Source organism: Pandoraea horticolens, from assembly GCF_902459555.1.
Taxonomy (GTDB): domain Bacteria; phylum Pseudomonadota; class Gammaproteobacteria; order Burkholderiales; family Burkholderiaceae; genus Pandoraea; species Pandoraea horticolens.
In genome coordinates this window covers 125,150-146,228 of the sequence record NZ_CABPSM010000013.1, presented here as the reverse complement: position 1 = coordinate 146,228, position 21,079 = coordinate 125,150, and the positions used below count along the sequence as shown (strand labels likewise).

General features: G+C 58.7%; 18 protein-coding genes and 2 pseudogenes. 10 read left to right on the top strand and 10 right to left on the bottom strand.

Going from position 1 to position 21,079, the window contains the following annotated elements:
• Window positions 1–318: 318 nt before the first annotated feature.
• Both PHO31112_RS27955 and PHO31112_RS27950 read left to right on the top strand, forming a co-directional pair.
• Window positions 319–741 carry a hemagglutinin repeat-containing protein gene (locus tag PHO31112_RS27955; protein WP_150622352.1) on the top strand — a complete coding sequence of 141 codons (423 nt, stop codon included), beginning with the start codon at window positions 319–321 and terminating at the stop codon, window positions 739–741.
• The gene (locus PHO31112_RS27950) at window positions 722–1,009 is read left to right on the top strand and encodes a hemagglutinin repeat-containing protein (RefSeq protein ID WP_281355112.1); all 288 of its coding nucleotides are present in this window, start codon (window positions 722–724) and stop codon (window positions 1,007–1,009) included. The genes PHO31112_RS27955 and PHO31112_RS27950 overlap by 20 nt, the downstream gene beginning before the upstream one ends.
• A gap of 47 nt (window positions 1,010–1,056) precedes the next feature.
• Here the strand turns inward: PHO31112_RS27950 and PHO31112_RS19990 are convergent, their stop codons facing one another.
• Together PHO31112_RS19990 and PHO31112_RS19985 are read right to left on the bottom strand one after the other, a co-directional pair.
• Window positions 1,057–1,575 (bottom strand): AAA family ATPase, encoded by a 519-nt coding sequence (locus tag PHO31112_RS19990; RefSeq protein ID WP_150622349.1) that lies wholly within the window; start codon window positions 1,573–1,575, stop codon window positions 1,057–1,059.
• A 79-nt stretch (window positions 1,576–1,654) separates the two neighbouring features.
• Window positions 1,655–2,416, bottom strand: a complete 762-nt coding sequence (locus PHO31112_RS19985; protein WP_150622347.1) for a hypothetical protein — start codon at window positions 2,414–2,416, stop codon at window positions 1,655–1,657.
• A 634-nt stretch (window positions 2,417–3,050) separates the two neighbouring features.
• Here PHO31112_RS19985 and PHO31112_RS19980 point away from each other — a divergent pair.
• Window positions 3,051–3,787 (top strand): annotated as a pseudogene (locus PHO31112_RS19980) (integrase core domain-containing protein).
• Window positions 3,788–3,879: 92 nt separating this feature from the next.
• On the opposite strand, the gene PHO31112_RS19975 reads toward PHO31112_RS19980, so the two are convergent.
• The gene (locus PHO31112_RS19975; protein WP_150622345.1) at window positions 3,880–4,434 is read right to left on the bottom strand and encodes a glycine-rich domain-containing protein; all 555 of its coding nucleotides are present in this window, start codon (window positions 4,432–4,434) and stop codon (window positions 3,880–3,882) included.
• 588 nt (window positions 4,435–5,022) lie between these two features.
• Here PHO31112_RS19975 and PHO31112_RS19970 point away from each other — a divergent pair.
• Window positions 5,023–5,284 (top strand): annotated as a pseudogene (locus PHO31112_RS19970) (amino acid permease); the annotation flags it as partial.
• Between the two features lie 44 nt (window positions 5,285–5,328).
• Here PHO31112_RS19970 and PHO31112_RS19965 read toward each other — a convergent pair.
• From PHO31112_RS19965 to PHO31112_RS19935, 7 genes are all read right to left on the bottom strand, one after another.
• Window positions 5,329–5,643: a hypothetical protein gene (locus tag PHO31112_RS19965; RefSeq protein ID WP_150622343.1), complete on the bottom strand. Its 315-nt coding sequence runs from the start codon at window positions 5,641–5,643 to the stop codon at window positions 5,329–5,331.
• 233 nt (window positions 5,644–5,876) lie between these two features.
• Complete coding sequence (gene acnB / locus PHO31112_RS19960; RefSeq protein ID WP_150622341.1) at window positions 5,877–8,462, bottom strand: bifunctional aconitate hydratase 2/2-methylisocitrate dehydratase; 2,586 nt, start codon at window positions 8,460–8,462, stop codon at window positions 5,877–5,879.
• Between the two features lie 539 nt (window positions 8,463–9,001).
• A complete protein-coding gene (locus PHO31112_RS19955; protein WP_150622339.1) occupies window positions 9,002–10,252 on the bottom strand; it encodes an AI-2E family transporter in 1,251 nt (416 codons plus the stop codon).
• Window positions 10,253–10,288: 36 nt separating this feature from the next.
• Window positions 10,289–11,857, bottom strand: a complete 1,569-nt coding sequence (locus PHO31112_RS19950; RefSeq protein WP_150622337.1) for a DUF1254 domain-containing protein — start codon at window positions 11,855–11,857, stop codon at window positions 10,289–10,291.
• Window positions 11,858–11,978: 121 nt separating this feature from the next.
• A complete protein-coding gene (locus PHO31112_RS19945; protein WP_150622335.1) occupies window positions 11,979–12,278 on the bottom strand; it encodes a YXWGXW repeat-containing protein in 300 nt (99 codons plus the stop codon).
• A gap of 162 nt (window positions 12,279–12,440) precedes the next feature.
• Window positions 12,441–13,316 carry an acid phosphatase gene (locus PHO31112_RS19940; RefSeq protein ID WP_246178408.1) on the bottom strand — a complete coding sequence of 292 codons (876 nt, stop codon included), beginning with the start codon at window positions 13,314–13,316 and terminating at the stop codon, window positions 12,441–12,443.
• A gap of 247 nt (window positions 13,317–13,563) precedes the next feature.
• Entirely contained in the window at window positions 13,564–13,893 is a 330-nt protein-coding gene (locus PHO31112_RS19935) for a DUF930 domain-containing protein (protein ID WP_150622333.1), read from the bottom strand.
• 690 nt (window positions 13,894–14,583) lie between these two features.
• Between PHO31112_RS19935 and PHO31112_RS19930 the strand changes: the two genes are divergently transcribed.
• The 6 genes from PHO31112_RS19930 (at window position 14,584) to PHO31112_RS19905 (ending at window position 21,079) form a co-directional block, all read left to right on the top strand.
• Window positions 14,584–14,886, top strand: coding sequence for a hypothetical protein (locus PHO31112_RS19930; RefSeq protein WP_150622331.1), 303 nt, complete (start codon window positions 14,584–14,586; stop codon window positions 14,884–14,886).
• Between the two features lie 300 nt (window positions 14,887–15,186).
• A complete protein-coding gene (locus PHO31112_RS19925) occupies window positions 15,187–15,876 on the top strand; it encodes a response regulator transcription factor (RefSeq protein ID WP_174995803.1) in 690 nt (229 codons plus the stop codon).
• Between the two features lie 379 nt (window positions 15,877–16,255).
• Complete coding sequence (locus tag PHO31112_RS19920) at window positions 16,256–17,713, top strand: EAL domain-containing protein (RefSeq protein ID WP_174995802.1); 1,458 nt, start codon at window positions 16,256–16,258, stop codon at window positions 17,711–17,713.
• Window positions 17,714–18,041: 328 nt separating this feature from the next.
• Window positions 18,042–18,896 (top strand): helix-turn-helix transcriptional regulator, encoded by an 855-nt coding sequence (locus PHO31112_RS19915; RefSeq protein ID WP_150622326.1) that lies wholly within the window; start codon window positions 18,042–18,044, stop codon window positions 18,894–18,896.
• Window positions 18,893–19,750, top strand: a complete 858-nt coding sequence (locus tag PHO31112_RS19910) for a helix-turn-helix domain-containing protein (RefSeq protein ID WP_174995801.1) — start codon at window positions 18,893–18,895, stop codon at window positions 19,748–19,750. Before PHO31112_RS19915 ends, PHO31112_RS19910 begins: the two co-directional genes overlap by 4 nt.
• Window positions 19,751–19,906: 156 nt before the next feature.
• Window positions 19,907–21,079, top strand: coding sequence for a helix-turn-helix domain-containing protein (locus PHO31112_RS19905; protein WP_150622322.1), 1,173 nt, complete (start codon window positions 19,907–19,909; stop codon window positions 21,077–21,079).

Below are 21,079 nucleotides of genomic sequence, written 5' to 3'. Positions count from 1 at the left end.
GGGGCGCTGATGAACTGTGCGCGACGGCATGCGTGTATTCCCAATGGACATTTCAATGATACGAAGAAAGGTCCATTTGCTTGACGGCCTATGCCCAGAGGCCATCGAATTGCTCAAAGACAGGCGATTCTCGCCCGAGATATCGCGCATTCATCCGAAAGATGAAGCCTACGCCTGGATAGCACGAAGTCCGCGATGCGCAGCTTCTGGTCTACAAAAATGAAACCGGGGTACTCGCAGAACGTGAGAATCGCAAGTTTAGTTCGCATCTAAGGAAAGTAACGTTTGGTGCAGAGGCCGGTCCGCTTACCGAAATGCATGGTTTCCATTTGGGGGGCGATGTCTCACGTTCACTTCGTGCGACGGCACGACAGCAAGAAGTGGCAGCACGACAGCAGTTCGGGTTTCCTTTCGAAAATGGGGGAGACGTCGGCCTCGAACTCGCACCAGACGATTGCCGTGGGCTCCACGGTTTCCGGTAATGCGGTTGGCGTTGCTGCGGGACGGGATCTCGTTGTGAGCGGATCGACGGTCGTTGGCACGCAGGATGTGGCGTTGCAGGCAGGGCGCGACCTGCGCATCGAATCGGCCCAGAACGAAAACGAGAGCAGCGCTTCTTACGAGAAGAAGCGCTCGGGCTTGGGGTCATCGGGCGGCGTGGGCGTTTCGTACGGCAAGAACGAGCAGCGCGACTGGACCCCACGACAGTGGCGTGACGCAGATGGGCAGCCTGAACGGTAACGTGAGCCTGGTGGCGGGCAAGGATCTGTCGGTGCGTGGCAGCGACATCGTGGCGGCGGGCGACGTCACCGGCATTGGCCAGAATGTCACGATCGAATCGGCGCAGGAGCGTCGCCATCACGACGAGACACGTGAGTTCAAGCGCTCGGGCTTTACGTTGGCGTTGAAATCGCCGGTCATCGCCGAGTTGAAAAAGGCGAGTTGCCTTGGACTCTCAAGACATCCTCCCTCCAGCCCACCGCTCAGACGGCGGCAAGAGGCGTCCTAGATCAACTGCCTACACTGGAAACGCCTCAGTCGGTCGTCCGGTGCATGCTAACGATTTACACTTACGAGACGACGCTTCATATCTGACTCGATACGATCCAATATGTCGTCGAGTGATTCTTCTGCCAAGATGCGTTCTTCTGAACAAAACTGCAGCGGCTGCCATCCGAGATACCACCGTCGCATCATTTGTTCACTTACGCCAGGCAAGCGTCGAGTTGCATGACGCCTCAGCGTTTCCTCAAACGACAGATCAAAGCTGTAGAAGAGTGTCGGCCCGGAATGACTATTACATAGTGCTTCGAGCATTGGTCCATATCGCTCTGCGTGCAGGATTCCTTCCATGATTGTGTGCCGTCCACGTTCAAGGCAATAGCGAGCCATTAAAGACAACAAACCGGGGGTGTCGCGAAGCGACACATCCTTCTCTCGCAAGACGATACGCCGTATGTGGTCCTGTTCAATCCACGCACTGTGAGGTTTCAAGCGCTCACTAAGCATGCGTGCAATGGCACTTTTCCCCGAACCAGAGTTTCCTCGCAATACGATAAGGGTCGACGGTTTCATGATCTTTCGTCACCTTGCGCCCGCAAGTCGCCCGGCGCCACTTTCCTCCTGGGCTTCGGAGCTTGAGCGGCGGCCTGCGTCACAGCTCGCCGGGCTCCGTAGGTTGGCCACCCGCATTCAGCAACCTTTTCCGTGCAGCCAGCCTGAGCGCGCCTTTCCGCACAAGCGCTCTTACCGTGCCGGAATTCAGACCGCGTGCTCGTGCCCACTCTGCGAGGCCAAACTTGCGGTCGAAGGTCAATGCGGCATCCAGCGCTCGTAAGTCGTCCACCTCCACCTTCCTAAAACGCGGTGCTTTCCCGTCGGCCACATCCAACCGGTTCTGCGCCTCAGGCGTTAGCGTGCCTTTGCGTACTGAACTTTTTACCGTTAGCGCATGAAGGTGGTTTGTTCGCGCCCATCCTGTCACATCAAGCTTGGGGTTGTGGATCAGCGCGTCACGCAGCGCCCGTAAAGTTTGGATGCCAACATTTTGGCGGAGGACATTTATTGGGACGGGCATTAAGCCAGCGTCTCTCCCGCTGCCTGCCGCCCGGTGCGCTGCCCGATTTTCCGCTGCGCATGCTTCCGGCAGATGCCGTCGTTGAATCGAGCCCGACGGCATGCAGGCCAACGCTCCAGCATTGGCCTGCGGCGCCGGCGCGGTATCCATGCAGGCTCGCATCCCTTGGGGTATCAGGGCTGTTGCTTCAGCGGACAGCGGGCGCTCAGGCGAGCTTGATGGCATGTCGGCCAATGCTTGGGCATTGACGTACCGCTCGAGGCTCTCCTGAATATCCTCAAACCTGCCCAATAGTTGCGATGTTTCGGGGGACGGCGTTTGTTGGGTGAAGTTCAGCAAGGCGTCCATCGCCCCGGCATGGATAGGCGGTCCCGTTCGCCTAGCAGGCTGATCTGCCTGGCGCACTAAGCGAACGTTGACGCCGACAATAGTCGGCTGCGTTGAAGTTGGCGTCGACCGGCGCACGTTTCCCGAGGCCTGTCTGGTGCCTATCGCCATTCTGAGGGGCGGCAAGAGTTGGCCCAGGCCCAACGGCATACGGGACCACCCATCAGCTTGGCGCACTTCACACACGTTGGTGCCAAGGGTAGTCGACTGCGTTGTAGTAGTAGGGAGTGCCGACGTTGAGGTCGTCGTGGAGAACTGGGAGCGCGGGGCCTCAGCGCCGGAAACGGGATACATTGTGAACTTATCTCACGGAAGCGCTTTCGATCGCAGCGTGCCCGTCATCGTCGCAGCCCGCCGTGCGCTTTTTATTGTCGCAGAGGCTCACCGTTCGCATTTGCACAAATCGCTCTTTCGGTAGTCGGTAAAGGCGATGATTTTACCCAAGCCTCACACGCTCGACCATGCCGTTGGTCCACAGACGGCAGGGCTTTGTACGCTTTCGCTTGATTCCGTTTGTGAAGCAGGGCGCTGCCATGTGGACGGAATGACTCTAGCCCACAAAACTTAACCGTTTGAAACTGAAAAAATCCGGCATGATGTTGACACTCCGACCAGGAGGTCATGCCGTGAAAAAAGCAGATATACCGAAGAGCAGATCGCATACGCGTTGAAGCAGGCTGAACTGGGTACACCAGTGGCCGAGGTGGTGCGTGAGGCGCTTGAAAAAAGTGGTGAGGCCATCTCGTCGTCGCGAGATGGCCATGCGTGCAGTCAAGGAGCGCGCGATGAGCGTACGAGCGGCCTGTGAGGCGTTTGGCGTGAGCGAGACCTGCTACCGCTACCGGGCAAAGCGCTGCCCCGAAAATGGGGTAATCGCCGAGTGGCCGGTGAAACTCACGCGCAACCAGCGCAACTGGGGCTTCGGTCTGTGCTTCCTGCACCTGGGTAACGTCAAGGGTTTGCCTGGAATCACAAACGCGTTTATCGCATCTATCAGCGAATCAGGTAATCGAATGGCGCGGCAAGCCGCTGAAGATCCGTAGCGACAACGGACCCGAATATGTCAGCGATGCGCTCAGGGAGTGGGCCGTTCGACGTGACATCGTGCTCCAGTTTATCGAACCCGGCAAACCGCAACAGAACGCGTACATCGAGCGTTACAACATAACGGTTCGATACGACGGGCTCACTCATTACCTCTTCGAGACGGCGAGCGACGTTCAGGAGTCTGCGACAAAGTGGCTGTGGGCATACAATCACGAGCGGCTAAACTCGGCCATTGGCGGCGTACCGCCGAAACGGAAGTTGCCCATCGCGGCATGACCTCTACTTCTGAGCCCCGTCAAATACGGGGGAGACTACCGTGGCAACCGTAACAATGTTCACCCTTCGCGCCGAAGGTCGGCAGCGCAGTCTTATGAATTCGCGATCCCTGCAGTAGTTTTTTCAGCTTGCGATACGTCATACGCCACCGGCTTTTGAATAGTCTCTCCTCTGGCGATACGGTTTATTTCTACCAAGGACAATTGGAGAGTTTTCATAAGAAATATCACGGAAATCCAATGTTCAGAAGATTTTCTGGTGTGCTCGCCGAAATGCAAATAATAATTCTCCAGCCACCACACATGTTCGTCTGCCGCCTTGCTCGCACCGGTGTCCCGCACGTAGCCACGGTATCCTTCCTCCGATGAGCTATGATGGATAAATTGTTTTCCGGGAAGAGCCATGCACAAAGATTCATACTCTCTGGTTTGCAAGATGCACTCGTGCCAAACTTCATCAATATCCTGATTAACAGCGATATAGGCGCCTTCACCGCCCTTTAGGCGAACGGAGGCAAGAAATAGAAATTTGAGGCACTCGTCAATACGAATGTCTTGCTCAACCCTGGTCAGGTGCGACAGTTTCTTGTGAAGATGACTCAGGAGTGAGGCCGGAGCAATATCGCGAACGGCTTTGCAAGCAAGCATAGATACTCCTCGCGTGGTAGAAATAGAAAAGACCGCATATTTCGCGGTCTCTATCATTAGATCGTTGATTTCAAAATCCGCACATTCTGCAAAGCATGTCCATGTGCCCCGCGAGTTTTTCAATCATCTCTTTTTCGGCTAGCTTCAGACGAAGAGTGCTTAAGGAAATAACTTCGCTCATATATCACCTCATTATTTGAAAGTAACTTCGCCGTCGAAACTGGCGGTCAAGAAAAAATTAATTGAGATATTCCTTTCTATTTCGTGAATTTCATTGTGGTAAGATTTTATTTCAATTATTTAATTAAAAATAAATCAAATAAAAGAAAATTATTAAAATCGAACCGATTTAATCATAGTGCAGATCTCTGATGTTCGCCAATAGAAAATGCAAATGCGAAATCACGGTCGTTAAAAATCCTCGATCTTGAGTGCCTCATCAGATGGCTACGCCAGAGACGAGCCGAACGTTTCGTATACCGAAGAGAACTTCGTGTGCCATAGTCCGGTGTGGTGGCCTTTCTGATCAGCGCAACCAGAATTCGGCTTCGCCGAAACCGTGTGCGGATAACACCTTGAGCCCGAAGGCTGTTGGGCTTCATTCGCGGAGGCGAGAGCGGTGGTGTCGCTAATTGGGCGATAGGCGATGCGCCCTTCGCCGCGCTGATCGGCGTGGCGATGGTGGTCGGCTTCTCGTTCTAGGGCACCGAACTCGTCGGCATCGCCGCGGGCAAATCCAAGGATCCGGCGCGCGGGACCGTTGGGTGCGGCGTTGGTCATGAACGCGGTGGTGCTCACCTCCGTGCTCTCGGCGGGCAACTTGGGCACGTGCGCGGCAACGCGCATGCTCTAAAGCCTCGCTCGCGACGGCAACCCGCGCTTGCGAGGCGCCGCCTATTTATTGGTCGTCGCCGAAATCCCCGTAAGGACTGTCGGTGCTACAAGCGGGACATAGTCCTGCCCGCGGTGCTGGCCAATCTGCTGAAGAAAGCCCCGGAACTGCGCCGACTTATCGGGGGTCTTCTTTCCCAGCTCAGAGCCGATCTCAAAGCCGGAATAGGTCGGGATGACCTCCTTGTCCTTGGCGACCCACTGGATCATTTCCGTGACGGATTTCACACCGTCATATTGCCGGTGGAGATTGGCGATGTCGTTGGCATATCGCTGCTCGTAGCTCTGCCTCGATGCACGAGATCCCGGTCCCATCATTGGATATGTGGAACGCTGCGGCCCGGCATTGACGCCAAACCGTCTGAGAGATAACGGTATTTCTCTACGGATGTTTAATACGCCTGATGATCTGTAGGAGCACGCCATCGGCGGGGCGCGCGGCCATCGTATCCATAAAAAAATGGCGTCGAGAGCGGAATTCTCCAGACGCCATTTGATCGTGATGCGGCGGTGTTACAGCGCAAGCCCCGCGCCGTCACCCAGCTTCACACTTACATCTGCACCGTATCGGCGACTTCCTTGAAGTCTTCGATCTGGTCGAAGTTCATGTACTTGTAGATCTTGTCGCCGTTGGTGGCGAGTACACCCATGTCGGTCATGTACTCTTCCTTGCTCGGAATCTTGCCCAGACGCGAGCAAATCGCGGCGAGTTCGGCCGAGCCAAGGTACACATTCGTGTTCTTGCCCAGACGATTCGGGAAGTTGCGGGTCGACGTCGACATGACCGTCGCGCCTTCGCGCACTTGTGCCTGGTTACCCATGCACAGCGAGCAGCCCGGCATTTCCGTACGGGCACCCGCCGTACCGAAGACACCGTAGTGGCCTTCTTCCGTCAATTGCTTCTGATCCATCTTGGTCGGCGGGGCCACCCACAGCTTGACCGGAATGTCGCGCTTGCCTTCGAGCAGCTTGGACGCCGCGCGGAAGTGACCGATGTTGGTCATGCACGAGCCGATGAACACTTCGTCGATCTTCGCACCGGCCACGTCGGACAGGGTCTTCACGTCGTCCGGATCGTTCGGGCAGGCCACGATCGGCTCGTGGATGTCGGCCAGATCGATCTCGATGACCGCGGCGTATTCGGCATCGGCATCCGGCGAGAGCAGCTTCGGATCGGCCAGCCATTGTTCCATCGCCGTGATACGGCGTTGCAGGCTGCGCGGGTCTTGATAACCTTGGGCGATCATCCACTTCAGCAGCGTGACGTTGCTGTTGAGGTACTCGATGATCGGTTCCTTGTTCAGGTGCACCGTGCAACCGGCGGCCGAGCGCTCAGCGGAGGCGTCTGAGAGTTCGAACGCTTGCTCGACCTTCAGGTCGGGCAGGCCTTCGATTTCAAGGATGCGGCCCGAGAAGATGTTCTTCTTGCCTTGCTTGGCAACGGTCAGCATGCCTTGCTTGATGGCGTACAGCGGGATCGCGTTGACGAGATCGCGCAGCGTGACGCCGGGTTGCATCTTGCCTTTGAAGCGGACCAGCACCGACTCCGGCATATCCAGCGGCATCGTGCCGGTGGCAGCCGCGAAGGCAACCAGGCCCGAACCTGCCGGGAAACTGATGCCGATCGGGAAGCGCGTGTGCGAGTCGCCGCCGGTGCCCACCGTGTCGGGCAGCAGCATGCGGTTCAGCCACGAGTGGATCACGCCATCGCCCGGACGCAGTGCGATGCCGCCACGCGTGCTGATGAAGTTCGGCAGGGTCTGGTGCGTTTTCACGTCCACCGGCTTCGGATAAGCGGCGGTGTGGCAGAACGACTGCATGACGAGATCGGCCGAAAAGCCGAGGCAAGCCAGATCCTTGAGTTCGTCGCGGGTCATCGGGCCGGTGGTGTCTTGCGAGCCGACCGAGGTCATTTTCGGTTCGCAGTACGTGCCCGGACGAATGCCCTGACCTTCCGGCAGACCGCAGGCGCGGCCAACCATCTTCTGCGCCAGCGAGAAACCACGGCCGCTGTCGGCCGGTTGCTGCGGCAGGCGGAACAGTGTCGACGCGGGCAAACCAAGGGCTTCGCGGGCCTTGGCGGTCAGGCCGCGGCCGATGATCAGGGGAATACGGCCACCGGCGCGCACTTCGTCGAACAGCACATCGGACTTGACCTGGAATTCGGCGATGACTTCGCCGTTCTTCAGCGCCTTGCCTTCGTACGGGCGCAGTTCGACCACGTCGCCCATTTCCATCTTCGACACGTCGAGTTCGATCGGCAGGGCGCCGGCGTCTTCCATCGTGTTGTAGAAGATCGGGGCGATCTTGCTGCCCAGGCACACGCCGCCGAAGCGCTTGTTCGGGATGAAAGGGATGTCTTCGCCCGTGAACCACAGTACCGAGTTGGTAGCCGACTTGCGCGAGGAGCCGGTGCCGACCACGTCACCCACATAGGCGACCAGATGGCCCTTTTCCTTGAGCGATTCGATGAACTTGACCGGGCCGCGCTTGCCGTCTTCTTCCGGGGTAATGCCGGGGCGTGCGTTCTTGAGCATCGCCAGCGCGTGCATCGGAATGTCCGGGCGGGTGGTGGCGTCCGGGGCCGGCGACAGGTCGTCGGTGTTGGTCTCGCCCGTTACCTTGAACACGGTAATAGTCAGGCTTTGCGGCACTTCCGGACGGCTCGTGAACCATTCGGCGTCGGCCCAGCTTTGGAGCACCGCGCGCGCATTGGCATTGCCCCTGTCGGCCAGTTCCTTGACGTCGTGGAACTGATCGAACATCAGCAGGGTTTTCTTGAGCGCGTCGGCGGCGACGGTGCCGACTTCGGCGTCCGGCAGCAGCTCGATCAACGGCTGGATGTTGTAGCCGCCGAGCATCGTACCGAGCAGTTCGGTAGCACGGGCACGCGAGATCAGCGAGCAGCGGGTCTCGCCCTTGGCAACCGCGGCAAGGAAGCCTGCCTTCACGCGAGCGGCTTCGTCCACGCCGGCGGGCACGCGATGGGTGATCAGGTCGAGCAGGGTCTGCTCTTCGCCAGCCGGCGGGTTCGTCAGCAACTCGACCAGTTCAGCGGTCTGCTGTGCCGTCAGCGGCAGGGGAGGAATACCAAGCGCGGCGCGTGCGGCCACGTGAGCACGATAGTTTTCAAGCATAGGGAGACCTGCTGTGTTGCGTTTCGGGGGAAGGCTTTTCAGGCCTCCAAGGCTATACCGGGCGCTACTTTGATCGTGATTTTAGTCTCGACGTAGCGTCTCGTCAAATGTCTTATATCTTATATAAGAGTTGAGAGTGTTAAGCATTTGTAGGCCAGCGGTCACGGTGACTGGACCTCGTTTGCCGAGCAGGACGTTGACGCCGTGTTCAGCGCCGATGGATTGTCGCGGGATACGGCCCATCGTTTGCGGGCCTCCCGGGGCTTTGAATTATCTGTTCTCGCTATTGAGTTCCGGTGCGAGTTGCCAGATGCGGGGCGATCTGTCTTGTGCCGACGAGATGCCCCCATTACCCTTGATTTCGACTACTGTGCAACTCGATTCGAATGGATTGAGGCTGGCGGGTAGTTCTCCCCTGCGGTTTACCTCGACCGCACTTCTCCCTGCCGGCCCCCCAGGTGGTAGGGAGCCTATGCCGCCTCCTTCAGGGGCGGTTTTTTTTGCCCGGCGCATGGGAGTCCGATCGGCTCGCCAGGCGTTCACTTCTCGGCAGGGGATGGCGGAAGCGCCGCATCGGGAGCGCCGTCGTGCGATATGAGAATCGCCAGCCATCTTGAGCTTTGAAACTGCGCGGCGATGACCATCACGAGGACGGTCAGTGGCGTCGAAAGAATGGCGCCCGGTACCCCCCACACCAGCGTCCAGATCCCCAGTGCGAACAGTCCGACCAATGGGTCCGTGTTCGTGCTTTTCGCCTGGAGCTTGGGAAGCACGAGATTGTGGGCAATTTGGAAAATGGAAAGGGTGAGGACAAACACCCCGAGCGGCACGGTAATCGAATCGCTATGAAGCGCTGCAAACAATGCGGGCACAACGCTCGCAACGAACGGTCCCACGACGGGCATGAACGCGAGAAGAAACACCGTCACTGCCCAGAATGCGGTATTGGGCAGTTCGGCAATCCGGAAAACCAGCGCGGAGAGAACGGCAATCGCCAGGTTGATCGCCGTCTGAGAGATCAGATAAGCCTGTACGCCATGCACGATCTTGTTGAGAACGAGGCGCTGCGAATTCGCTCTGGCCTCACTCGTCGTGATCCGCAGTATTTTCGGTTCGGTGTTTGTCATTGCCCCCAACAGCATGAACACGAGAAACATCAAGGTAAGAAATGCCATCGACACGGCATTTCCCAGCCAGGCGGCAAGGCTGTGCTCGAGTTGGGGGAGATCGATCAACCCGATAACGGTGGCGAGATCGAATTTCCGTCCGAAGCCCACGGCGGCAGACCGAATGAGGCGGTCGAGTTGAGCGGGGAGGTCGGAGGATTGCTGAATGAGGTCGCTGATTCCCTGGAGCGTGATGATGAAGATGCTATAGGCGGTGAACCCCACAATCGCTGCGGTAGCCACCAGGACCAGCCATTTCGGCGCTCGCGGAAGGAGGCGGACGACCACGGAGACGATGCCCGAAATCAGAATTCGCAGGAGTACGGCGAGAAAGAACGGGATGAGTACCGGGCGAAGAAAATACAGGGTTGCCAGACCTGCGGCTACGCCTGTAGTTGTCTGTGCAACCGACCCAGGTGTTGTTGTCATGATGGATTTTCTTAACGGTAAAGGCAGAAAACGCGCCTCTGATCGCGCGTCTTTCGTCCGCAAGAATATCAGGCTAATTTGTTTCGGGGTTATGGCGTCGGCGATGCAGACTGACGGGGGCGTGCGCGTGGCGAGGCGCAAAAAAAAGGGGCCACCTCGCTGCATCGGCAACTGGCGGCCCCTATCGTCACTCACATCCTTTCGCGGATGACTCCGCTCACTCGCTCGCGCTTACTTCACTTCCTCGATCTCGCCCGGCTTCCACGTCTTGTCGAACCATGCGTCGAGGGGACCGTACAGTCGCAAGATCGTGAACCAGCCTTTGCCTGGCACCGTCTGCGTCCAATTGGCCTCTTTGCCTTTGGGCGCCTCGGGCCCGAAGTACAGATCGACTGACCCGTCGGCGTTGGCGATTAACTTGTCACGCTTGTTGTTCTTGCTGGGGAACGGTTGCGAGGTCTGAAGCTCGGAGCGGGTCTGCGGATCGTAGAGGACCACCGACCAGAAGTCCTTTGCCGGCACGCCATTGGGAATGCGGAGCCGGTAGTGCTTCGCACCGTCGAGAGGCTTGCCCGCCGCATCGGCGCTGGCAATCGCATACTGCGACCCCTTGCCAACCAGTTTCGCAGCCATCGCAGGCGTGTTGACCGTGGCGACGTAGAAGAAGCTGGTACGCGCATCGAGGTCGCGGCCCGAGAGGCCGTCGCCGCCCAGCCAGCGATAATCGTCACCGATAAAGCCGGATCGCCACGCACTATTCGGATACAGCGCGGCGCGCGGATCGCGAGTGCGGAAGCTGATGGCACGTGCGGTGGCGTTACCGACAGCGACCGCGTCGGTGAGAATCTTCGTCATCCGCTCGTCCGGGGCGAATGTCTTGCCCTTGCGGATGCCAATCGAGGCGACCAGACCACGCAGTTCGGGATCAATAAAACCGATAGGTTCCTTCTGGATGACGTGATCGAGTTCCTCGAAGAACGCGAAGGTGTTGGCGTGCACTGTGTTGAAGGCTTGTTTTGAGGAGTTGATGAACTCCATCTTCGGCGGGTTCTTCGCGCGGCTCAGCGAATAGACCTTGAAACCCTCGCGGAACATCTTCGACGCCGCGTCGGGTTTGCCGTCCACCAGGAATCCGCGCAGGACCACGAAGTTCACATAGGAGGGCGAGCGCGAGATGTAGTACTCGCCACCGTCCTTCACATCCTTGGGGAGTTTGCCGGTGTAGTCCGGGGGCACGATCAGGTACTTGCCGCCCTTGCCGCGATCTGGGCCAGGTGCGCCCATATCGACGACGAAGCGGAAGAACGCGTCGTTGACGGTTCCCGGACCGCTGCCCGGCGGCACCTCGACCACGGTTGGGCCGTCGGTCTGCAGGTCGAGCATGGAGAAGGCGTAGACCGTGTCGGTGTTGGCGGTGAGCAGAAGCGGATTGGAATCGGCCAGTTGATCGTAGATCGTGGCCTGGTTGCTCTTGGTTGCCCCGAGCGCAACGCTTGACCGGCGGATCGCTTCAATACTCGCGGCAGGCATGAGGTTGAGGAACACTTCCACGCCGCGCAGGAAGTCGAGGTTATCGAAGACCAGTTTAGCCGTGTCTTCCGTCGGAATACCGTCGGCAAAGTTAAGCGTGCCAATTCGGGTCTGGACCGTATTGGGTGTCAGGACTTCCTGGGGGATGTAGGTATTGAACCCTCGCGTCGGCGCTGCTCCATCGGGGGCCTTTTGCGCGTAGGCGCCTGGGGCACATAGCGCCCCGATGAGCGTGGCGGTGACAAGGCTACGGGTACGGTTGAATATCATTCACTTCTCCAACACTAGAGTTGTTGCTAAAGAGATGCTTGTTTCGAGCTGCCGGCACTCGCGTTTGCGCGAGCACGGCAAGAGCGGCTGCGGGGCTGCCACTCGGTCTTGTTGGCGGGGTTCAGTTCCAGCGGCCGGGTATCCAGCGCCAGTTCGCGCCGAATCGGATCCAATGGCCTGGTATCCAGTGATGCCCGACTCGCACCGCTTGCCAGTGCCCGGGCTCCCAGACATACCCACCCGCAGCCCAGCGCCAATGGCCGGGGTCCCAGACATAACCCGCGCGAGCGGCGGGCACGACTTCCACTCGTGCGGCAGGCGGTTCGTGGGGCGCGATGATGACCGCTTCTGCGACGGCAATGCCGCTGGCGAGCGTGAGGACTGCGGCGCCTAGCCACGCACAAAGGGACTTCCTTGTCATAACGACTCTGTTTCCTTGTTGATTGCCGGCGGAATCAGGTTGCGCTGAATTCCGCCATCGGAGATCGCCCATACGTCGATAGCGAGTCCGAAAGTGGGGCCCGGAGCCCTATCTTTCGGTGCTCCCGCATCGACAGTCGAGCGAGGGCAGCCGAATGATTGGTTACTGATCGGACAAGGCGGCTTCTTCTGCGCCGCAGTTGAGTGCAGAGGCAGAACCTTTGGCTCTCGCGCTCTGAACTTCCTTGCGCGCGGCCTTCACGTCGGCAAGAAACGCCGCATTGGTGTGGAGTTTTGCCACCGTAGCGGCGCCCATGGTGCGTCCCGCATCCACGTCGCTTTGCCAATGCGCATTGCAGACGACTCGGCTTTGACCGAACGCCAGGCCACGCTTGAACAGCGCATCGGCTCGCTCTGGGCTGACTTCGGTCAAGACCAGCGCCCATGCCCAGCCGGCCGCGGTGTGGCCCGATGGGTATGAACCGTCATGACGCAGCAACGGTTCCTGTTCCGGCATACAGGTGCCTTCGTTGTGAACCACGAAGGGGCGAGTGCGGTTGTATTTGTTCTTGACGCCATAGGTGGACATCCCCGCATCGGTCAGCACTCGCTCCATCAGGTGATACAGGCGAGGGGTTTTCTTTTGATCGATGTCGACGCCCATCGCGCAAGAGAAGTTCTTGGCCGGTTGCGGAAACACGAGGTCGGCGTCGAGGCGGGCGATCTCCGAGCGCGCTTTGCCGCGCAACGGCACGGTCGCCTCCCTTGCGGCTTCGTCGCGGGCCAGCGCAGCGCTGCCATCGGCAGGAGGCGGTCCGAGCAATTCGAGACTGTTAGGCAAGTCTTTCTGCCGGAGATAGCCGGGCGCAAATTTGAAGTGCGGATCGGTGATTTTCGGATTCGGCGAGCTGTCCGAAGCGGTTGCCACCGCACTGACAACGCTCAGGAGCGCAACGCCGAGCACGTACGTCATTTTATGATTTTTGAGGCGCATAGAGGATGGTTCTCGTTTCAATGTGATTGAGAATTGATCGCGCATCGAGCATTCGGTATTCGCTTTTTGCGGCAATGAAAGAGGGTGGTTTATGTTGTTCTTGTGAAAAAACGGCGGCAAACCGCTCAGTGAATTTCTTCATGGCAGTTGTTCCTCGACTGTACTCCGGGAGTCTTTGAGAGAAACGGGGTTGAGGGCGAAATGAGTCAAATTGGTATTAAGAATGAGACGAAATCGAGGGGGCGGCGGCGGACAACAGGCCGGGCTTCCCGCAATTTTCCGGGGACCATCGTCAGACCGGCGGTACCGCTTGCATGGAAATCAGGAATTTCGTGACCTTGGCGGTTTTCGGGTCCATCAGGCATTCGAACGAAAACGTGCGCCAGCCTCCGTCGTATCGCGCCTGACCGGTGCCGATCAGCTTGTCGCTGCGAATCAGGCTGAGATTGTTGGGGTCATCGGTGCCGAGGAATACGCGATCCACCCCCTTGAGCTTGCCGCCAAAGGCGGCCAGCGCTTTAGGACGGCAAATGAACTCGGCGACCTGCTTCTCGCGCGGCCATCCGCGGGCGACCGCACGGTCGCTTGGCGAGCGTAGCCCCGTGATGCTCGCGTCGATCACGCGTGAAGCTCCACGCGTAGGTTCGCTTGCGCCCACCGTCCAACATGTTTCATGTCGACGGGATAGCCCCCCAACTTGCTGCGCACACACTGCTGAACACCGTAAATACAAAATCAACCACGGGCTTCGTCGATGCAATTTTTCAATTTCCCTTGCGTCGATAAAAAAGGCGCTTTCGGTGATTTGACGTCTTATTGCGCACAAGGATATTTGAAAAATCGATCTTGATTGTTGATCTTTTTGCCTGGTCAATCGAGAAGATTCTCGCAATGGTCTGTGAGAGTGATGGCCGCTGTCGAATTGCGAACGTCGGGTTGCCTCGCAAACGAAGGTGCCTTTTATTCAAAGACTTGCTTTCTGCTCATCTCCTATCTTGATGCCATTCGTGGGCAGGTGTGTCGTCGGACACGCAATGTGTCCGCACGCGTGACGAAAGGAGTGCTCGATTCGCGACGTCGATTTCGGGCGATGACGTCGAATGATGGCGTCTGTGTCGATTTTGCCGCGGAGGCTGAGCGTTGCCGCTCCTCGTCATTGGCGCGCTGCCCACGGGCGGAAACTATACGGCCGGCTCGGGCAGCATCACGACCAACAGCGGCACCTCGACGGTGGGGGGGGGGCGAATCTCGCCGGTGCCATGGGCAAGCCGCTGTGGGGCCGCTGGCTCGATATATGGCTTGGAGGTAGTGAATGATTCATGGTCAGGCGTTCATGGACGGCGTTGGGTGGGCGGGAATCACTACGCTGAGCGCCAACTTCGCGATATTCATGCTTTCCAACGGTGCGCTCGATGAAACGTGGCATTGGGTCGCAGTGGAAATCGTGCTGGCGTTGTTTCTCTTTGCTCGTCCCGTGCTTGTCATCTTCGGGTTGATGGAGGGGCGTCGCCTGTTTGACGGTCTGAGCATTATCAAGAGCAATGCAAAGGGGCGCCTGATGGGGATGGTGCTTGGCCTGCTAGGCGTGGCCTGGGCCTGGATTCTGGTTCGATAACACAGGCGTGCGGCTAAACGGCAAATCAAACACTCGCAGCCAAGTATCAAATGCGCCGTTCATTTCCTGAATGTATAAAGCGAATCGTCTGAACTTGCCGGATCGCGCTGACGGAAGATCCAACGAGGGGCGGGCATGAAATATTCAGGCTGGGCTCGCGCGCGGGCGTAAGGTTCCGCGCGATGAGCGGGAGGACAAACGGTGTTTGCATTGATACTGACTGAGTCGGCGTTTCTCGACACGAACGCGTCGCCAGTTGTGGGGCCGTCAAGCGGAGACCACTCGAAAGTCGAGACGCTCGTGCGCTCGATAGGTGAAGACGGGCATTATGTCCTGACGTTTCACGGGCTCGAAAAGGCCCTGGTGGCTATCGAGAAAGGGATTCCGGACGTCGTCATCATAGATATGAGACGTGTGCACTGGACCTCGCTCGATCGGATCAGCGTCGTGCATCTCAGGAATCCGTCAGTTCCGCTTGTGGTCGTTGGCGTTCGAATGACGGATCACGAGGTCGTGATGGCGCTCGACGCCGGCGCCAGCGAATGTGTCGATGCCGCATGCGCCCCCCCGGTCTTCCTGGCGCGCCTGCGTGCGCTGGTTCGTCGGTCGCTGCCGATCACAATGCGCCCCACGCGCATCAATATTGGTGCCTACGATCTATGCAACACCTCACGTTCGGTGCTGGTGGCGGGGCAATCTGTTGTTCTGACGGAACTTGAGTTCGATGTCGCCTGGACACTCTTTTCCAACTTCGAAAAAACCGTCTCGAGAGAAGCGCTCTTGCGAAATGTCTGGCGCTTGAATGTCGACCGGGAAACGCGCCGCATCGATGTACTGGTTGTCAGACTAAGAAACAAGCTGAAACTCAGCGCAACGGGTGAACTGCAACTTGCCGCCGTGCGTGGGCAGGGGTATCGGATTTTTCGCTTGACCAAGCATTCCGACGAGGGTCGCGAGTGGCCCCCCGTGCTGCCGCAAACGTGGCAGTGAAGGTCGATTCAGTCATGCCATTCCGTAACGGAGTGGCTACGAACCGCCGCGCCAGACGACTCTGGAACCGATGGCAGACGCCGGCGCGGTTTTTCTCGGCAGGGGCGCGATGCGGTGCGGAAATTCAATATCGTTTTTGCGTTTGTCAAAGATGGTGGCGAGGGACATTCAATAGGCTTGTGTGACAGGAGGTGTTGGCGAACACGTCGCAGATCCTGATCTCATCCATCGAGCTTATGTCCAAGGGGGGGACGTGCGAACGAATGTGGCGGGAAGACCTGCGTTTCCTCGGCATTGGCACCTCTGGCTCGCCATCTCCGCTGGCGTTGTTCCCGTGATCGCAGCGGCCTGGCTCGCGTATTGGCATGCGAGCCGTTCTTTGGACGACGAAGTCCAACTGCAGGCGCATCGCGTCCTTGTTCACGTTGAGTGGATATTGGGCAACGCCGCAGAGGCGGCGGCCCGGGTGCGCGACGAGGCAGGGAAAAGTTGCGACGATGTGGTGCTCGACCTGCGCAAGCAGGTCAACTCGGTGCTGTTCGTCAGGTCGGTCGATTTGTTCGTCGATACCTCTGCTGTCTATTGCAGTTCCTTGTATGGCGCCTATCGTCGCGAACGCGATGTCTCGGATTACGTCGACGGGCGCTTGCAAATCCTTCCGCACAGCGGAACCGTTCCCGACTCCACACTCTTCCTATATCGGAGCGCAGTGCGAGGCCGCGGTGCGATTGTCGCTATCGATGGACGGCATGTTCGTGATGTGCTGGGGTTGATGGCGCGTGACGGAATCGACATGACGGTCCATGTGGGCGCGGTGTCCATCGGGAAGGATGGACTCATTTCGATGCATTCGGGCGCACCCGTCAGCACGGTGGTCATGCGCTCCAAACGTTTCCCAGTGCTTGTCCGTGCCGAGAGTTCCAGGTTGGAGCTTGCAAGACGGGTGATCTCCGATTACGCCGGATTGCTGATCGTATTCGCGATACTCAGCGTGTTTCTCGGGAGCGTTGTCAAGCGCGGATTGGCTGCCGTCAGTTCCCGGCGTCATGAAATGGTAAGGGCGTTGCAGTTCGGTGAGTTTGTCCCCTATTTTCAGCCGCTGGTTTGCGCAGCCGATGGGCGCTGGATTGGTGCGGAGATCCTTGTTCGGTGGCTCCATCCGAAGGAGGGCGAGGTGATGCCGGACAGTTTCATTCCGTTGGCCGAGTCGAGCGGGCTAATCGTGCCGATGACGCAAGCGTTGTTCCGCGCCGTAGGAGAAATGCTGACCTCCGTGGATTTGCCGCCGAATTTCCGGCTCAGTTTCAACGTGAGCGCGCGACACATGAGCGAGCGATCGATCATCGCGGATTGCGACGCCTTGCAGGCGATGTTGGGCACAAGTCGTGTGCAGCTCGTGCTCGAAGTTACGGAGCGAGATCTGCTGGGCTCCGAAATCGACACCATGGAGATCTTCGACGCCTTGCACGCGAGAGGCATAAAGATTGCCATCGACGATTTCGGTGTCGGGCACTCGAGTCTTGGCTATCTTCGCGATTTCGATATGGACGCCGTGAAAATCGACAAGACCTTCGTGGCGAAGATTGGCGGAGGGGCACTCTCTCAGCGAGTGCTCGACAGTATCCTCGAGATGGCAATGAAGCTCGGCCTGATCATCATCGCGGAAGGGGTCGAGACATCGCGGCAGCGAGATTACCTGTGTGAGCGGGGCGTGCCGATTCTGCAAGGCTATCTGTTCGGCCGTCCCATGCCGATTCACATGTTCGTTCCCCGCTTGGCTGAACGGTGCCATGCGGCTGCCGTGCAGGCGGAGCGCCCATGTTCCACAGTTTTGTGAGCAGACATCGACTGGATGTTCATCGCATTCGCCGAGGGGGATCGGGGCCATGGTCCTAAGGCGCGAGCGGACTTTCGCCACCCATATTTCTCTCGCACAGCGGAGGATGGAGACAAAAAGAACCGAATTCTGAGACGCAAGGGAGAGTCATGCTTCCCCATGTTGACGACAATGCTCTCACGATCCACGAGGCGCCATTCGGCCCGATCGATCATGTGCACACCGATCACGGATTCTTGAACGGTGGTGGCGTGCCATCAGGGGAAAACGGACCTATCGGCTTTTCTATGGCGAGAGTGTCCGGCTTGTGTCAAACGGGGGACGTGCCATGCAATTGCAATCACAATCCGAGCGTTATGTGATGGTCGATGGCGGAATCGGTCACATAACGAGCATCAAGGATGGCGTGCGTTTGAGCGGCGTTAGCCTTCGCGTGGTGCGAAGTGTTGAGGAAGCCCTGAGGGGCTGCGCATCGGACGAATTGCCCGATCTGGTGCTTATCGGTGTTCGCGATTCGAATGTCGACGCGATTTCGGGATGCCGCGACGTGTTGCGCCAACATGACGCATCGATCATCGCGTTTGGGCCTGCGCAGGCCCCGGCGCTGCGGGTGCGGTGCTTCCGTGCCGGCGCCGTCGATTACATCGACACCGATGCATCCCCTAAAGAGTTGGACCTGCGCATTGGCATGCATCTCAGGGCGCGGCCTGAGTTTGCCGTTGCGCCGGCATCTCGGAATAGTCTGGACATCACGGGCTCGCGCAAGCAGGAAATCTATCGTCTGGCCGTGAAGTACCTTGCGCAAACCGAGATCGGCAACATCTCGCAACAAGTGCTGGCCTCACGTATCGGCGTGTCGGTAGGGCACCTCGATGCCGCCTTCCGAAGCGTTCTGGGCTGCAGCATCGTACGGTTTCTCAAGCGGCGCCGGATAGATCTTGCCACCGTGTTGCTCAAGGGAAGCGATATGAGCGTGACGGCCATCGCCGAACTTTTGGGGTTTTGCGATGGCGCCAACTTCGCGACGGCGTTCAGACAGGATGTCGGGCAGTCGCCATCGGAATATCGATGTGCTTCGAGCGGCGAATGCCAGAGCGGGAGCGGCCTGCGCGCGAAGGATTGGCGTACAGAGAAGAGCGCTCCGCAAGGGAGGGCGCTTGGGTATGCAGGAGCGACACCATGACGAGCCCGTCAGCCGTTTCCGGGGCCCACGCGTCGCAAGGTGAGGGGAGCGGGTTCTCCGCCAATACAGCCATTCGTTCCACCCTCTGGCTCCTGACCGAGCGCCCTGCAGCGTTTGCCGACGTGGTTGACGAACTACGTGCTCAACTTTTCGACGTGCGGGAGGTGTGCGATGGCTGGACGAGCTACTACGAGGCGTTGGTTTCTCCGCCAACGGCTTTCGTTGTCGACAGCGCCCTCCGCGCGATGGACGCAAGGGCGTTTTGTTGCCTGGCGAGTGGTGCGCCGCGCCTTCGTGGCGTACCCGTCATCTATGTCGATGCTGAAGCGGCCAGCGAGGCCCGCAGCCGCGCGCTGGCTTCCGGGGCATCTGACTGCATTGTTTTCCCCTTCATGCCCGAAGAATTGATTGCTCGATTGCGCGTGCAACTGCGAATTGCGCGCGGTGTCACCGATCAGGTCGAACTTGAACGGGCCGATCGCGCATCGCGAAGCACGCGCTCGGTGATGACGCTGATCAACGGCGGACGGATCGCCGACATGAGTGCGAAGGCGTTGGCGAGCGCCGTTGGTGCAAGCGATCGTCGCTTATCGCGGGACTTCAAGGACAAGTTGGGCGTTTCGGTGTCCGAGTATCTGCGGCGGGAAAAACTGGCGCGCGCGGCGTGGCTGCTGCAGCACTCGGGCATCTCGGTGACGGATGTTGCGCACGAGGTCGGCTTTCGGAGTCCGTGCAATTTCAGCGTCGCATTCAAGAAGCACACTGGCTTGACGCCGTCAAAATTCCGCGCGCGTCGGCAGAGTCGAGTCGCAGATAAGGAGGAGGACGGCAGTTCACCGTCTTCTGACAACTGAGCAGAGCCACTTACGCCCGACGTCGGAGCCCCCCCAAGGGGGCTAAAGTCGTTTGCGCACCCTGTCAAGAGCCCCTCGGCTGGACGGCGTCGACCGAATCGCATTCTCTCTCTTGCCGTGTTAAATTCCGCGTGTCGGCATTAAGGAAACCAAGGCATGCCCACCAACTCTGGAGAGGACGCATTCGGCTTGCAGTCGACTGACGGCGTTACGTTTTCCACTGCCTATCTCCCTCCCGAGGATCGCGACGAGGCGTGCCGCCTGCTCATCAGCCCTTTTTTCGACGCCCGTCACGTCAAAAGCGAAAAAGGGGGCAGCCTTGAAGGGGCGCTGACATCGACACATGTCGGCAGGTTGCTGGTAGGCGAGACGGCGTTCAATTCGCAGCGGCATGAACGGAGTCGGAAGCTGATATTGAGTAGCAGTCTCGATCAGTACGTGATCCAACTGTTCATTTCCGGTTCGCTCGATGGCGATTTCGAGGGGGTACCCGTCGCGGTGCGTCCGGGCGATATTCTCGCCATGGATCTTTCGCGCGCTGTCAATACACAGGTCAGCCCAGGCGCGACGGTGTCTCTGGTGATCCCGCGCGAGGCAATCGACAAATCCACCGGCGGGCGCAGCATCCACGGTACCGTTCTCAAGGCTGAGTACGCTATCACCCGTTTGCTCGCCGGATTCCTCACCAGCCTGTCGGACGTGGCCGCAGAGATTGACGGCGAGGAAGCGCCCGGTGTGGAGAGTGGCGCGTTGAATCTGCTTGCCGAGATCCTCGCCAAGAAGTCGGAATCGACGTGGTTCAACGAAGACTCGGCGCTCTCGCGCGTGCTGCGCAGTCAAGTGCTTTCATACATCAATGCCAATCTCACGTCGCCTTCCTTGGGGCTGGATGCCATCATCACGCGCTTTCGTGTCTCACGTGCGCATCTCTATCGTATTTTCGCGGCTGACGGTGGTATTGCGACGGTGATCCGTAACAAGCGGCTGGATGCCGCTTATCGCGCGCTGACGCTCGGGAACGGACGAGGCGAGCTGTCCATTACCCGTCTGGCTCATGACCTGGCGTTCTCTGGAAGTAACCATTTTCTACGGGCATTCCGGGCACGTTTCGGGGTGACACCGAGCGAGGCGCGAGAACTGGCTTTTTCATTCGAGCTTGCCGACCAGAGCGTTACGGGGTTGTATACCCATCTGTTGAATTATGCAAACCCTGCATCGGAGCATCTGGCCCAGCAAACCGCTGCGGCCTCGGTGCGATTGAAGAAGCTGAAACCTTTCCCCGACGATTTCCAGAGTGCCGGGGGGAGCATCTTTGCGACACCGGATTGA